The organism is Runella sp. (assembly GCF_965279615.1).
Lineage (GTDB): Bacteria > Bacteroidota > Bacteroidia > Cytophagales > Spirosomataceae > Runella.
The window spans coordinates 1,830,398-1,845,550 of record NZ_OZ257252.1 but is presented as its reverse complement, the minus strand read 5'-3'; the positions used below and the strand labels follow the sequence as shown (position 1 = coordinate 1,845,550).

General features: G+C 47.5%; 5 protein-coding genes. 1 reads left to right on the top strand and 4 read right to left on the bottom strand.

Annotated elements, in window-relative coordinates; translation table 11 throughout:
• Window positions 1-2 precede the first annotated feature (2 nt).
• The gene (locus ACQY73_RS08190; RefSeq protein ID WP_428664007.1) at window positions 3-1,496 is read left to right on the top strand and encodes a serine hydrolase; all 1,494 of its coding nucleotides are present in this window, start codon (window positions 3-5) and stop codon (window positions 1,494-1,496) included.
• Between the two features lie 45 nt (window positions 1,497-1,541).
• Here the strand turns inward: ACQY73_RS08190 and ACQY73_RS08185 are convergent, their stop codons facing one another.
• The 4 genes from ACQY73_RS08185 to ACQY73_RS08170 are packed head-to-tail and all read right to left on the bottom strand — an operon-like array spanning window position 1,542 to window position 15,150.
• Window positions 1,542-2,858, bottom strand: coding sequence for a PKD domain-containing protein (locus tag ACQY73_RS08185; RefSeq protein WP_428664005.1), 1,317 nt, complete (start codon window positions 2,856-2,858; stop codon window positions 1,542-1,544).
• A 47-nt stretch (window positions 2,859-2,905) separates the two neighbouring features.
• Window positions 2,906-8,851 carry a T9SS type A sorting domain-containing protein gene (locus tag ACQY73_RS08180; protein WP_428664003.1) on the bottom strand — a complete coding sequence of 1,982 codons (5,946 nt, stop codon included), beginning with the start codon at window positions 8,849-8,851 and terminating at the stop codon, window positions 2,906-2,908.
• Window positions 8,848-10,947 carry a fibronectin type III domain-containing protein gene (locus tag ACQY73_RS08175; RefSeq protein WP_428664000.1) on the bottom strand — a complete coding sequence of 700 codons (2,100 nt, stop codon included), beginning with the start codon at window positions 10,945-10,947 and terminating at the stop codon, window positions 8,848-8,850. The genes ACQY73_RS08180 and ACQY73_RS08175 overlap by 4 nt, the downstream gene beginning before the upstream one ends.
• 12 nt (window positions 10,948-10,959) lie before the next feature.
• Window positions 10,960-15,150 carry a hypothetical protein gene (locus ACQY73_RS08170; protein ID WP_428663998.1) on the bottom strand — a complete coding sequence of 1,397 codons (4,191 nt, stop codon included), beginning with the start codon at window positions 15,148-15,150 and terminating at the stop codon, window positions 10,960-10,962.
• Window positions 15,151-15,153: the final 3 nt, after the last annotated feature.

The following is a 15,153-nucleotide window of genomic DNA, read 5'->3' as shown; positions in this document are numbered from 1 at the left end:
CCATGAAATGGATCTTATTTGCCCTCGCCTTTGACGTTTTCTCTTCTTTTTTCGCAAACGCTCAGTCTGATTTATTCAAAACGCTTCAGAAACAGGACAGTCTGATGTTTGAGGTTACTTTTAACACCTGTGATCTGCGCCCGCTTGAATACCTCGTTAGTGAGAATTTTGAGTTTTATCACGACAAGGGCGGCATTACCAACGGCAAACGGGATTTTATCAACAGCCTCAAAAATAATCTTTGTGCTCATCCGGAGAGTTATCAATCACGAAGAGCGTTGGTAAAAGGTAGTTTGCAAGTATATGCACTGGAAAAAAACGGCGTTTTATACGGCGCGATCCAATCGGGGCAGCATCGTTTTTACGAGAATATCAAAGGAAAACCCGAACGCTTTGCGAGTATTGCCCGATTTTCGCACGTTTGGTTGTTGGAGGACGGAGCCTGGAAGCTCGCCCGTGGATTGAGCTACGACCATCAAACATTGGATGTACTTGATAACTCCGGAAAAGGAGGAACGCTGTTTGAGAACGACGCTGCGGTAGAAAGTTGGTTGGCCCAAAATAACATCCCTGCGTTGGGATTGGGTATTATAAGAGACGGGAAATTGAAGGAAGTAAAAGTGTACGGGAGTCTAAAAAAAGGCGTATCTGCGCCCTACAACGCACTTTTTAACGTAGCTTCGCTGACAAAACCTATAACGGCCTTAGTTACATTGAGATTAGTGAGTGCCGGCAAATGGAATTTAGACGAGCCATTGTTTAGCTATTGGATCGACCCTGATCTGAAAGACGACCCGCGCCATAAAAAATTAACAACGCGCCATGTACTGACTCACCAAACAGGATTTCCGAATTGGCGTTGGAACAATGCCGACAAAAAACTGGCCTTCGGTGTTGATCCCGGCACCAAGTATGGGTATTCGGGTGAAGGGTTTGAATACCTGCGCAAAGCCTTAGAAAAGAAATTTAAAAAACCTTTGGACGAGTTAGTCAAAGAAACACTGCTGACGCCCGTTGGCATGAATGATACGCAATTTTACTGGAATGCTACTGTCGATGAATCTCGTTTTGCCGTAGGCCATACCCCCAAAGGCGATGTCTATAAAATCAATAAAAACACTTATGCTAACGCTGCCGACGATCTGTTGACGACGGTGGAAGATTATGGCAAATTTTTGGTTTCGGTTATGAAAGGTGATGGGTTGAGTAAGGAAGTTTTTGACGAAATGGTCGCTCATCAGGTAAAAACGAAAGACCACAAATATTTTGGACTGGGTTGGGAGATATACGATTTTGGAAATGGTGAATACGCGTTATCACATGGTGGCTCAGATGAAGGCGTTAAGACGCAGGTATTTTTGTTTCCCAAGTCAAAGCAAGGATTGATCATTTTTACCAATGTAGACGACGGTCACAAAACGTATACAGAATTGGTGAAAACGTACTTGGGTGATTTGGGACAGCGGATCATTGCTATTGAAATGGGATCAAAATAGAAATCAAATCCTCTCAAAGTTATGTTTTGAGAGGATTTGATACTGTTACTTTAAAACCTTTATGTCAAATTTAATGCGGGATTTGGCACCGTCTTTGATAAATTCTTTGATCAGTAATGCACCTTTCTTCTTTTGGGCATTTTCGAACAAAACGATCTTAGGTCCTGTCTCATTGAATGAATTGTCGGGGTCTTCTACTATTCGATTTATTTCCAACGCGTTGAGTTGAGCTTCTCCCATACTTTCAAAGGCAGGAACAGTACCGACATTGGCAGGATTCAGAACGATGGTTTTTCCCGTTCCCGGAATAGGATTGATTCCTGCGGAAGCGGCTGCATCGGGCGAGAGAAAACGATTAAAACTGAAATCGTCATTTAATCCAAAAAAAAGCAGGTCAATGGCGGCGGCCTCCCCCGCAGTTACCGGGTCAGACTCTTTGAAGGCCTTTCGGAGTGTGGTAGAATAAAAAACGCCTAAATCACTTTTGGCGGCGTAGATTCCGAGTTCAACATCCTTGATGTATGCGTAGCCTTTGCTTGGTTTTATGGTGATTGACTGACTGGTTTTTTTTGTTTTTTTTCCGTTGTTGATCTCCAGCAAAATCGTGTAGGTGCCTGCTTTAGAAAACCGGACAATAGGCTCTTTTTCTTGGGATTGGCTGACATCAGCGCCCTCTGTTTGCCAAAGATTCACGGTATTTCCAACGGAAGTATTCTTTAATTGTAACGTGACCGGGGCTTCCAATTCTTCAAACTGTTTAGGGATTTCAATGGAAAAGGCGGGGGTGAGTTCGGGTTCAAAGGTGATGAGCGTGTCTTTGGAAACACTTTCGCGGGAGTTAAAAATGGTCAATCGAATTTTATGTGGACCTCCGTTTTCAAACGTTACCACCGGCTGCTGTTGGGTAGACGTGGCCGGCGTGCCTCCTTCAAACGACCATTCCACTTTTTCGTATCCCGCTGATGCATTGGAAAAGTTGACAACAACGGGCGCGAAGGCATTACCTGCCAATGAATAACTGAAATCGGCCTTTAATTGGGCGTCGATGGTTACTTTTTTCTCCACTACGTTTTGACTTCCGTCAAAATTGCTAACTTCCAAACGCACGTTGTAGATGCCGGGCTTTCTGTAAATAACCTCACCGGGCGTTTTTTTTGCAGAAGTGCCGGGGTCCCCTCCTTCAAACGTCCACTTAAAACTTTCGGCGCCCACAGAGGTATTGCTGAACGTAAGGGTGACCGGAACGGTGAAGCCGTTGTTAACTGCCTGATACTCAAAATTGGCGGTGACGGGAAGCGCAGCTTCTTTGTAACATCCTGTAAACAGAAGGAGAACAGCATAGAATGGTACAGGCCGTATCATTTTGAGTCGTGTTTTGAAAAGTGTTCTCATTTTTATCAACATGATGTTTATCTCAGTATTGAAACTTTTTTAGTGATTCGGTCTTTTGGCGTTTCGACGGATAAGATATATGTGCCCGAATTGAAATCCCGTGCGTTTATCTTAGTATTGAAATCAATCTTATCTTTTTCCTCCATCTCCATAAGTACAACATCCGGCTTGGCAGAATCAATGATTTTGAGTTTGAAAGAAGTAGGGCTTTCAAAATGAAGCGTTACCTCAAATGCATCAAACGTTGGATTGGGACTTACCCTTAATGAAAGCTGTTCGGGGTTGAATGCCACCGTTTTAGGGTAAGAGTCAACGATGGTGATTTTTTTTGTTTGATATAATTCACATTCGGCAAATATGGCTTTGATACCGATATTGTAGTCGCCGAGTGCAGCGATACTGAACTGTAATTGCTGATCGGACTTTTCCGTTATTACGGCTTCTTTGGGCATTCGCCACTCTACTTTGCCGGAAGCCGGTTCGGAAAGATTGAGGATGAAGATCGGCTCGTTGCGGGGAGCGGAAGAGGCCGAAGCAAAGCGGATTTTGCCCGTAGCCTGTACCGATGCCACATTAACCAACGATTTGAATTCACACTTGGATTTATCAAAAAGGGATACGGTAAAAACGCCCGTTTGTTGGGTTTCGATGGCAGGTTTATCAGAAGTGCTTCCATCGGGCAGTTTCCACAAGTAGGAAGCGGCAGATTCGTAAGTGGCATCAAGCAGGATGCTTTGTCCCTGACAGATTTTTCGGTCTTTTTCGATCTTTAAATCAATGGCCGCGGGCTTAACAATGGGGATAACGGCCAATGCTACACATTGATTGGCATCGGTTGCTCTGAGGGTCAGGGATTCGTTGCCACATAGATTTTCGATTTTCAACGCCCGGTCAGTTCGGCCATTCCAGGCAAAACTATAAGGTGCCACTCCACCTGAAATGGTTGTTGCCACCTCCCCGTTGCAGGAGTTGGAGCAGGTGGGATTGCTGACTTTATACGAAATTTCTACTTTGGAAGGCTCACTTATTTTCGCTGAAAAAATGTCCGATTGGCACCCCTGCACGTCGTACGCAACGCCTGCGTAGGTACCTGCGACCAAATTATTTATTTTTAATTCCTTGGATTTATTGCTCCAACTTGCCGTATAAGGAGATTTCCCTCCGGCCACCGCAATTTCTATGCTTCCGTTTTTATCGCCGTTACAGGTCAGGTCTTTTATGGAAGTGATCTTAACGGTTACTTTTTGAGGTTCTCCCAGAAAATAATCAAAACTGCGCGACACATCGTTGGCGTCGGTAACGGTGAGGGTGTACTGACCTGTGCCGAGATTTTTGAATTGGTTTTTGTCGGACAGGAAAGCGGTTGGACTGTCACTTTTCTTTTCTAAACGCAACACATAGCCCGTTGTTGATGGGACTCCGCCTTTGGGCGTGATTAGCAGGACACCGTCTTTTTTGCCGAAACAGGTTATTGCTGTGGCTACGTCGATCTTTGCTTCGATAATGGGAGGCTCAACCAATGTGAAAGTGGCTTGATTGAAACAGCCGTTTTTTTGAGTTGCGATGGAATAGTTGGCATCGTAGACACGTACAGTATACTGCCCGCCGCGCAGCGTTTTATTGGCGTTTTCAGCATTATTGGTTATTCCTGTTCCGTACGAAACGCCTTGTTCATTTGTCCATTCAAATACATAACCGGGAGTGCCGCCCTTCACATTGACAATGGCCTGCCCGTCTTTTGTTTCAAATCCGCGCGGGTCTTTTTGAAAGATTTTGGTAAGGCCGACCGGCTCGGAAGGTTGGTTGACAGTTACCGACTGATCGGGAGCAAAGCAATTAAAGCTGTCGGCTACGCGAAGGGAGTAAGTGGCCAATCCGACATTTTCAATGGTATGCGTGTTGCCATTGGTAAAATAAACCCGATTGTCGGAGTTGAGTTGATAGAAAAACAGACCGGTGCCGCCGGTGGCGTTTATTTCTATTTTACCATCGGCCCCACCAAAACATTTTATATCGCTTTTGCTGAAAGAAAAGGAAACGGGTTCGGGGTTGTTTATGGTAATAATTCCCTCAGTTTGAGCCGAAACGGTGCCGCCGATAAAAGTTTCGATGATCGCAGTGTAAGTACCTGCTTCTAAATTTTCGGGAGTAGTGAAATTTGAACCTTGGAAGAAATACTCGCTGATATTTACGCCGTTCTTTGAGAGTTTTAAGCGGATATTGGTTTCTCCAACGACAGTTCCTCTGCTGAGATTCAGGGTTAAACTTCCATTTTGGTTACCAAAGCAGGTAGGTTGTTTGTGTGCATTGGAAACAATAAAAATGGGCGCAGGACTGACCGTAACCGTAACATTGGCGGTACAATTATTCCCTCCCCCGAATGGGACACACGTGGCGGTATAAGTGGTGGTGGAAACGAGGTACAAAGTAATGTTGTTTCCCGATCCGACGCCATTGTTCCAATTGACGCTGCCGTTAGAACATCCTGTATACGAAAGGGTTGTGGTCTGCCCGACATTGATGGCATCAGAGCTTGCAAAGGCAGCAATGGAGCACTGCGTTACATTGACGGTAACGGAAGCTGTACATGGATTTCCCCCGCCGGAGGGAGTACAGGTTAAAGTATAAGTAGTGGTTCCGGAAGGGAAGACAATAACATTATTTCCTGAGCCCGCACCATTATCCCATGTTACGGTGCCGTTGGAGCAACCTGAATAAGATAACGAAGCGCCTTGTCCGGCATTGATATTAGAAGGGCTTGCAGATGCAGAAATAGTGCATTGGGTCACGTTGACGGTAACGGAACCTGTGCAGGTGGAGCCACCACCCGAAGGCATACAGGTGGCAGTATAGGTGGTAGTGGAGGCCGGACTGACGCTTTTGTTATTTCCCGTCCCGACGCCATTGTCCCACGTTACAGTGCCGTTGGAACAGCCGGAGTAGGATAATGTGGCGTTTTGGCCTGCATTGAGGTTATTGGTACTTACTGATACATTCAATGAACAGCCGGCCACATTAACAGTGACGCTGCTTGTGCATGGGCTGCCTCCACCATTTGGGGTGCAGGTAGCCGTATAAATGGTGGTTGCTGAGGGGCTAACGCTTTTGTTGTTGCCACTTCCAACGCCGTTATCCCAGCTAACGCTTCCGCCGCTGCAACCGGTGTAAGAAAGTGTTGAGCTTTGCCCTGCATTGATATTGTTGGGCGATGCGGATGCCGTGATAGTACAGCTTGTGACATTAACGGTGACGGACGAGGTACAAACCGCTCCGCCGCCCGAAGGTGTGCAGGTAGCCGTATAAGTGGTGGTGGTTGAGGGGCTGACGCTTTTGTTGTTGCCATTGCCCGCCCCGTTATCCCAGCTAACGCTTCCGCCGCTGCAGCCGGTGTAAGAAAGTGTCGAGCTTTGCCCTGCATTGATGTTGTTGGGCGAAGCCGAGGCGGTGATGGTACAGCTTGTGACATTAACCGTGACGGACGAGGTACAAACCGCTCCGCCGCCCGAAGGTGTGCAGGTAGCCGTATAAGTGGTTGTTGATGAGGGGCTGACGCTTTTGTTGTTACCACTTCCCGCCCCGTTATCCCAACTGACGCTTCCGCCGCTGCAACCGGTGTAAGAAAGTGTCGAGCTTTGCCCCGCATTGATGTTGTTGGGCGAAGCCGAGGCGGTGATGGTGCAACTGGTGACGTTGACGGTAACCGATGAGGTACAAACCGCTCCGCCGCCTGCCGGGGTGCAAGTAGCGGTGTAGGTAGTTGTGGCAGTTGGGCTAACGCTTTTGTTGTTGCCATTGCCAACGCCGTTATCCCAACTGACGCTTCCGCCGCTGCAACCGGTGTAAGAAAGTGTTGAGCTTTGCCCTGCATTGATGTTGTTGGGCGAAGCCGAGGCGGTGATGGTACAGCTTGTGACATTAACCGTAACGGAAGACGTACAAACCGCTCCGCCGCCCGAAGGTGTACACGTGGCGGTGTAGGTGGTGGTGGTTGAGGGGCTAACGCTTTTGTTGTTACCGCTTCCTGCACCGTTATCCCAACTGACGCTTCCGCCGCTGCAACCTGTGTAAGAAAGTGTCGAGCTTTGCCCTGCATTGATGTTGTTGGGCGAAGCCGAGGCGGTGATAGTGCAACTTGTAACATTAACCGTGACAGACGAGGTACAAACCGCTCCGCCGCCCGAAGGTGTACACGTGGCGGTGTAGGTGGTGGTGGTTGAGGGGCTAACGCTTTTGTTGTTACCGCTTCCTGCACCGTTATCCCAACTGACGCTTCCGCCGCTGCAACCTGTGTAAGAAAGTGTTGAGCTTTGCCCTGCATTGATGTTGTTGGGCGAAGCCGAGGCGGTGATAGTACAGCTTGTAACATTAACCGTGACAGACGAGGTACAAACCGCTCCGCCGCCCGAAGGTGTACACGTGGCGGTGTAGGTGGTGGTAGCAGTTGGGCTGACGCTTTTGTTGTTGCCATTGCCCGCCCCGTTATCCCAGCTAACGCTTCCGCCGCTGCAGCCGGTGTAAGAAAGTGTTGAGCTTTGCCCTGCATTGATATTGTTGGGCGATGCGGATGCCGTGATGGTGCAACTGGTAACGTTGACGGTCACGGACGAGGTACAAACCGCTCCGCCGCCCGAAGGTGTACACGTGGCTGTATAAGTAGTGGTAGCAGTTGGGCTGACGCTTTTGTTGTTGCCATTGCCCGCCCCGTTATCCCAACTGACGCTTCCGCCGCTGCAACCGGTGTAAGAAAGTGTCGAGCTTTGTCCTGCATTGATGTTGTTGGGTGAAGCCGAGGCGGTGATAGTACAACTTGTGACATTAACCGTGACAGAAGAAGTGCAGACCGTGCCTCCACCCGTTGGGGTGCACGTGGCCGTGTACGTAGTTGTGGCAGTTGGGCTGACGGTTCTATTATTTCCGCTTCCTGCACCGTTGTCCCAACTGACGCTGCCGTTGGTGCAGTTTTCATAGGCCAATACGGTAGATTGTCCGGCGTTGATGGTAGAGTTCTGAGCCAATGCCAGTACGGAGCAGGCAGTGACAGTAACCGTTGCCGAACTGCTGCAGGTAGCGCCACCTCCTGCCGGTGCGCAGGTGGCGGTATAAGTGGTTGTTGTCGAAGGGCTAACGGTTTTGTTATTTCCCGTTCCCGCACCGTTGTTCCAAGTGACTGTTCCTCCTGTACAACCCGAGTAAGAAAGCGTGGATGTTTGGCCGGCATTGATAGCCGTTGGTCCGGCCGAAGCAGTAACGGAACAGGTAGAAACAGTTACCGTAACGGAACCTAAACAATAGCCGCCTTCTTTATGGCAGGCAGCGATATAATTGGTGGTTGTGGATGGATTCACCACGATATTGTTGCCTGAGCCTACTCCTTCGTCATTGCCGGTGACCCAATCGACCGAGCCGCCAACGCAGCCGGTGTACGAAAGCGTAACACTTTGGCCGGGCGTAGCCGTAGAAGGGGAGGCATTGGCCGTAATGGAACAATCTATGAAATTGACCGTCACCGATTGGGTGCAGATCAGGCCGTTGGTCGGAGTACAGGTGGCGTTGTATGTCGTTGTTGCCGAAGGACTTACGGTTTTGGAGTTGCCTGTTCCCAAGCCGTGATCCCAAGTGACCGTACCGCCGTTGCAACCTGAATACGTCAGGGTAGAACTTTGCCCCGCGCTGACGGGATTGGAGGAGTTGAGGCTCAAGTCGCACCCAAAAGAAGGACAGGCATTAATATTTGTGATTCGAAACGAGTAAGGGGTAGCGCCGCAATTGACGGTATAGGTGCCGGCGGTGGATATGGTGCGTAACGTAGTGGCATTGGCACTGTTATCAGCCCATGTTGGGGTGGAAGGGCAGCCGGTAAACTGCACCCTGACAGGGCTTCCCGCCGTACAGGAAAAACTCTGGGCGAAGGCAGTGGTTGTCGACAGCCATCCCAACAAAAGTACGGGTATGATTTTTTTCATTGCTTTAGTTCGATAACGGTTTCTTTCCAGCCTGACAAATATCCCTCCTGCATTTTGGCCCGAATAACATACTTATACGCGGCATTGGGCGCGATCTCAATGGAGTCTCTCCATTCCCGATTATTTTTATCCATTTTTTTGACAAAAGCTAACTCCTGATTGGGTAAGGCTCGGTAAATCAGGAAGTTGTCAATTTTATCCGCTTCATTACATTCCCACGAGATTTTGACCCGATAATCGGTGGTATCTACGACCGATGTAAAATGAAGAAAATGGACAGTTCGGGTAAAAAACGGGGTTTCGAGGATGACCGCGCTTGCCGGCTCGGATTGATTATTGTCGCCGTCAAAAGCGATGAGCGTATAGGCATAGAGACTTTTTTCGACGACGTTCGTATCTGCGTAGGTATGCTGAAGGGTATCGGTCAGGGTCAATACTTCTTCCCAAGCGGCAGAAGGCAGCTTTTTGCGGTATAAAATGTGTTTTTGTACGTCGTCGGAATAACTGCGCGTCCAGCGGAGAAATATCTTTTTGTCTTCTACCGCAAAACTGTCAATGATGGGCGAGGTGGGGGGATAGAGGTCGGGTATCGGAAGAATCAGGGGCTCTGAATTCTCTGACTGCTTAAACAGCTCATCCATGGCATTGACACTATACGTTACATATTTTTGAATATGACTGAGTTGGATGGTGTCTGTCAAGGTTGTATGTGTCATAACTTTATTATTGACTCGGGAAAAATCGGTTTCTACGCCTATTTTTCGATTTAAAAAATATCCCATTAAATCAGAATCCGTATTTGCATCCCAACTGAGAGTGACGATCCCAATATCCTTTTTGACTTCAATCTTGCCTTTCAATCCCTTGGGACGAGCCGGCGGATCATCGTCGGTCAAAACAATGGGATAGGGGAGTGTTTCCATCATCTCTCCTCTTTTGGGATACGTGCGTAATTTGATATAAAAAGAAAATCCTTTGGTGGGTGTCAGGGGCTTGAAATTGTAGTAATGCTGTTCGGGAGGAATGTCGCCGCTGATGGGCGTGTAGGGTCCGTCTCTCAATAAGGAACCTACTAATTGATAGTTGGTAATGTATTTATTGAGACTGTCGCGGTAGAGCCAGGTGACTTCGATCGTGTCTTTGCTTAGCTCCTGAGCGGAATAAATTTCGGGACGCGGAAGATTGGACTTTCCTTTCAGTTTGATGATTTTGGAATAAGGGCCTTCCTCCTGAAAGAGGGTTAATCCCTTTATGCGATAATAGTAATAAATATCATTGTCTTTAAGAGTATCGCTCACCAGTAAGCTATCCCGTTTATTTGTGACTACGATAGGCAAATCGCTGATGGATTTAAATTGGAGGGAGTCGGTAGAGCGTTCGATACGGTATTGAATATAGTCTTTTTTGAGGGTTTTGGTTGTGGCAAAAAGTGTGGCGTTATTGGTTCCTCCCACGCCTGAAAATTCAGCAATATTCGGTAATGGAATATGGTCGCTCAGCCCTACCTCGGCAGAGACAGTAGGGGAAAGTCCGTATTTGGGAGCAATTTTATGCCGGATGATATATTGATAACGCTCTCCGGCAACGGCAGTAGAATCTACAAAACCTATCCCGGCCATGCACGCTGCCTCAAAACTCATATCGGCACCGAAAAGAGCAAACTGATACAACTGACGACGTTCACTCAATTGTTGCAGTATATCCTTGGAATACTCCTGCGGCTCATAAATGGCGGCGTATAAGATCGTATAGTTGCGATCGTTTTTATCCAAAAACGGTTTCCACAGCGTGGCCGGCATAGGCTTGATACCCGCATGGAGCGTAGTTTTCCGGTTGGTTTTAGTATTAATGCGTTCCAGCACGTAGCCGCTTTGGTAGCCAAACTCCCAATAACTCTGCATTGTAGGTACCCAACGGATATAAATATGCCCTTTGATGGCTTTGACCGCCACCCCGATACATGCTCCGGGCTCTTCCGATTCCGGAGGACGTACAGTGCTTTTCGGAGGCGTTTTAATTCCGATTTTGGTCTGACCTATGGTTACTTCACACAGGATCGGACACAACAGACATAGAATAAGTAATGTCTTTTTCATGAGAAGTAAAGGTTAGGGATTACGGATATAATAATCGTGGTTTTTATCGACGTGCTCTGTTTTTAAAGAAACTCCCGTTCGGAACCTAAACTCGAACTTTTGCTCAAAATCTCCCAGTTTGTCCCACTTTCGATCGCCGTCACCGAATTGTATATTGGCATCGTCGGTAATGAGCAGGGTGACTTTTAATATATTATTTTGATTGGGTACATGTAGATTGGCCCACCACCACAAGGTACTGTTGGGCCCTCTGCGTTTTACTTTGTTATACGCATTGTCACGCCCCACAAAGCGTATTTCATCGTCCTGCCGGTCTTTACGCTTTTCCTTCCACCGCTGAATGTTATTAATGGGACCGATACTGTAGTTAGCGACCACCGCCACGTTGACCAAGGTGTCACGCCCGTCAATCACAATATTGCATCGTTCGTATACCGCAATTTCCGGGTTGATCTTCAGGATCAGCATTTCATTCAGATACACTTCTCCGTCGGTAAAATCGGCACGTCCGAACGAATTGTTGGATATAATAGGCGATTTGGGAGATACGTCGGTTACCAAATTGACATTACTGCTTAAATTATACTGTCGAGGATCTAAACAGGGGGCGCTTCCCACTTTGAAAAAAGCTTTACCTTCTATAATACCGCCTAAAATGCTGTACTCAAACATCCCGGCACCGTAGCTCTTTTTACCGTCGCCTACTCCTCCTACTGAGAGGGCTCCTTTCAGGATCGCAAAGCGGGTTTTTCCCTTCGCGGTGAGGTTGATACTTAATCCCAGTTCTCCTGAGCCGTGAAAAACAGCCGAGCCTAAGAAGTTTGAATTATTACAGGTAGGCACCTGACTGTAGGAAAGCATCATCCCGAACCCTATGGATGCCTGAAAATAAGGGAAAACTTTGGCTCCGGAATTGCTGAGTTCTACCGATCCCCCTAAGGAAAAGCCCATAGCGAAATACCGATTGCCGTCCATTTGGAAGGAGGGAGGCAAATCAAAATGCACTTCGTCTTCTCCCCTTGCGGTCAGTTCGGCATTGATTTGATCTTTGACATTTTCCAATAGGGAGTAATACTTAACTTTGGTACTGGGCAATCCTACGTTTCCTCCGATCATAAAAAAAGTAGCCCCAAAACTGATATAAGTAGGAGATTCTTTTCGGCCGACATTGATCATTGCTTCAATGGCTAAAGGCTGATCAGGGCGGCCGATCCAGAAATATCCTTTGTCTTTTTGAGCCCGAAAACTGATCATTCCCAAAAAGCCGAGCCCTTCATCATCGGCCGCTCCCCTGACATACGATCCGTCAGAGTCGCTGGTTTCATCAAGATTCACGTGCATAAATCCGTATAAATTTCCTTCAGCCGTGAATTCATCTTCGGAGTTATCGAGCATGAAGTTGAATTTGAAAAGGGCAAATTTGTCGTCTAACGGGACATCCAGTATCTTGACAGCATCAAAGACCTGTTTATTATACAGCGTACTGTTGCTTGTTGTTTTGGCTACCGGGGTAGTATTGGAAGTGCCCGGTGTTTTGGGCAGACTGCCGGCGGTTTTTTCAAGTACATCCTTAACATTAAAGTCAGCTAAAGGAGAGGCATCTTTCGCGATTTCCCACTGACCGTATAACGTGAGTTTGCGGAAGCCGTCGCCATCCGTTGCAAATTCAAAATAGATGCCTACGTACCCTCTTTGTTTAGAATCTGCTGTGATAAGCGAGACCGAGATCATAGCCCCATAGACTTTTTCTTTGGGCAAAAATTTCAACCCGGTGGCTGTTTTGCGACTTCCAAATTCCTTGGTCTGATACATATTGACTGCAACACCTACCCCGAAGCCGTTGATCTTGACAGCACCTACCGGAATCCCTCCGGCTGCCCCCATATCAAACATTCCGTCAAAATATCCATACCCATACCCGTCTTTTTTGCCGGCAATCCAGTTAATTTGAAATCTGGGAAGAGGTTTGTTGGCAGCGGCTTTTAGGCTCTTAGTTTCTATCTCGGCCATTAAATCTCCCATCACAGCCGTTCCATAATCTTCATCATCGGTTACATAGCGGAGCGAACCGTCAATGGTAAAACCATTGGTAGAAGCATTTCGGATGCGTAATGAGGTAAGCTCAAACCCATCAAAGGAAGCTGCCGCTTTTTCGTCAGAAACTTCCATATAAAAAGTGATGTTGAACCCCAGACTTATTTGAATAGTAGATTTTGGGGGCGGGGGAGTGTTTGGAGTAGTTGGATTTGCAGGCGTAGTTGATCCGGGTGGCGTCGTAGTTGACGGAGATGGCGTCGCAGTTGGTGCAGGTGGTGGCGTAGTTGGCGTAGGTCCCAAGGCATTCTGTCTGCTTTTGGGATTGAAATTGGCGTAGGCTTCTACTTCAATGGTTGCCAGTTTTTCTTGGTCATCGTAGCTTACCATCAACTTCCGGAGCCCGACATACCCGAAGACCGGAATCTGTCCCATTTGCTGATAACCGATTCGCGTAAAACTGAAAATGGGTTTTTCACTTAAAAAAGAATAACCTAACACTACATCTTCGGCTAAAATAACCCCTAAGCTTACAATTTTTTCTGCATTACTCGAAGTGACATCATGCTTCACTACATTACCGGCCAAGTCCTTTCCGATCACGAATCTAAAACTTAACTTAGGAGTGACGAGCCGTGCATTGAAAGTATGGTCACCGGTTACTTTTGTAGACTCGGTCGTTATTTCCGGAAGGTTATTCGCGTTTGTCGTATTGCTGCCTTCGGGCGTAGAGGTAACGGCCGAACTGCGATAGTTGGGGGAATCTTGAGTAAAGATAACTTTTGAGTCCTCGCGCAGAGTGGATTTAGCCCCCATGAAATACATACTGTTGGCGGTTTCGGCTTTCATCGCGAAGGTTTCCGACTTATCGTCCAGACTGCCGGTGTATTTGAGGTATTCTTCCGGTTTTAGATTATCAAAATTATACGACTTGTCTCCTTTGGCCGCAAAGGGGCTTTTGGCTAAAAGTACGCCTATTTTCCCCTTTAGGTTGAAGGATTTATACGTGCTTCCTTTCAGGGTGAATCGAAGTTCATCAATGGTCATGGGCGAACCTCCCATTTTGTCCCATTTGGCAACCGACGTTTGAGCGGAAGTCATATAAATGCCCGAAGCATCCATGACCAAGGCCGAAGATTCATAGCTTGGTCGTACCGGATTGGGATCCTTTTTGGTCGCAGGGTAAAAGAAAAGCGGCAGATAGACCCGCGTTTTTTCGGCGTAAAGGCCGGTCCATTGCTTGCGATTTTGTTCCGTTTTGGGGTTTAGAAATGTATCTAACAGCGTACTGAGCGAAGCAGGGGTAGAAGTCTCGGATATATCTAAAAAGGCTGTTTCCAAGAAAAAGCCCATTACACCGGCGGACTTTTTGAGAGTAAACGCAAGCGAATTTTTTAGCGGAATGCGTACTTCGCTAAGATTGGAGGTTTGAAAATCAATCGGGCATTCAATGGTTGTTCCTTCGGCCATTGGAAAACCTTTGGCGTCCAATTTGAGGAAATGATCCTTATTAAAGACAAAGTTTCCCTTCAGTACCAATGCTTCAAAAGTGCCGCAATTGATCTTTAATTGTGACATGCCGGCATTGGGGGTGCTGCCGGCATTGCCGCCCGTCAGGCTTAGTTTGTATTGGGCATTGGAAAATTCCTGCGTGCCCAGCATGGCCAGCGCGGCATTGCCGGCAAAGCCGGAGCCCGGTACGTAATTGATTTTTTTGTTGCCGAAATAAATTTCCTCATCTCCCAGAAACAATCGGCCGTACACCTCCAATTCAACATGGGTGGGGTAAAATGTGGCTTTTTTGATGGCTAAATAACCTTGTTGAGTAGCCTCCAGTGGGATAGCCACCGGAAGCTCCTGTAAGACTGTATTGGTGAGGCCGGGCAGTATTTTTCCGCGACGTTCCAAGTCATCAAAGAGCGCTTTGGCGTCTTTGGCTTCCTGTGTCAGGTCCGCGGTCGGGATTTGAACCGGTGAGAGCCCGCCGGCTATCTCAATAGGATTGGCCGAATGGAGACTTTTGTTGAGCGCCGTTTCCAGAGCCAACGCGGTTTTTCGTTGGCTTTCGCTGCTGCCGGTTGTGGCGGGGTCGTTGCCTGCACAGGCCATCGGAGTGGCCAACGCAACTAGTGGGAGTAGAAACAGCAATCTTTTAATTTGAGCACACATATC

Coding starts and splice junctions, on each gene's coding strand:
- ACQY73_RS08190 (WP_428664007.1), top strand. CDS start 3: ATGAAATGGATCTTATTTGCCCTCGCCTTTGACGTTTTCTCTTCTTTT.
- ACQY73_RS08185 (WP_428664005.1), bottom strand. CDS start 2,858: ATGATACGGCCTGTACCATTCTATGCTGTTCTCCTTCTGTTTACAGGA.
- ACQY73_RS08180 (WP_428664003.1), bottom strand. CDS start 8,851: ATGAAAAAAATCATACCCGTACTTTTGTTGGGATGGCTGTCGACAACC.
- ACQY73_RS08175 (WP_428664000.1), bottom strand. CDS start 10,947: ATGAAAAAGACATTACTTATTCTATGTCTGTTGTGTCCGATCCTGTGT.
- ACQY73_RS08170 (WP_428663998.1), bottom strand. CDS start 15,150: ATGTGTGCTCAAATTAAAAGATTGCTGTTTCTACTCCCACTAGTTGCG.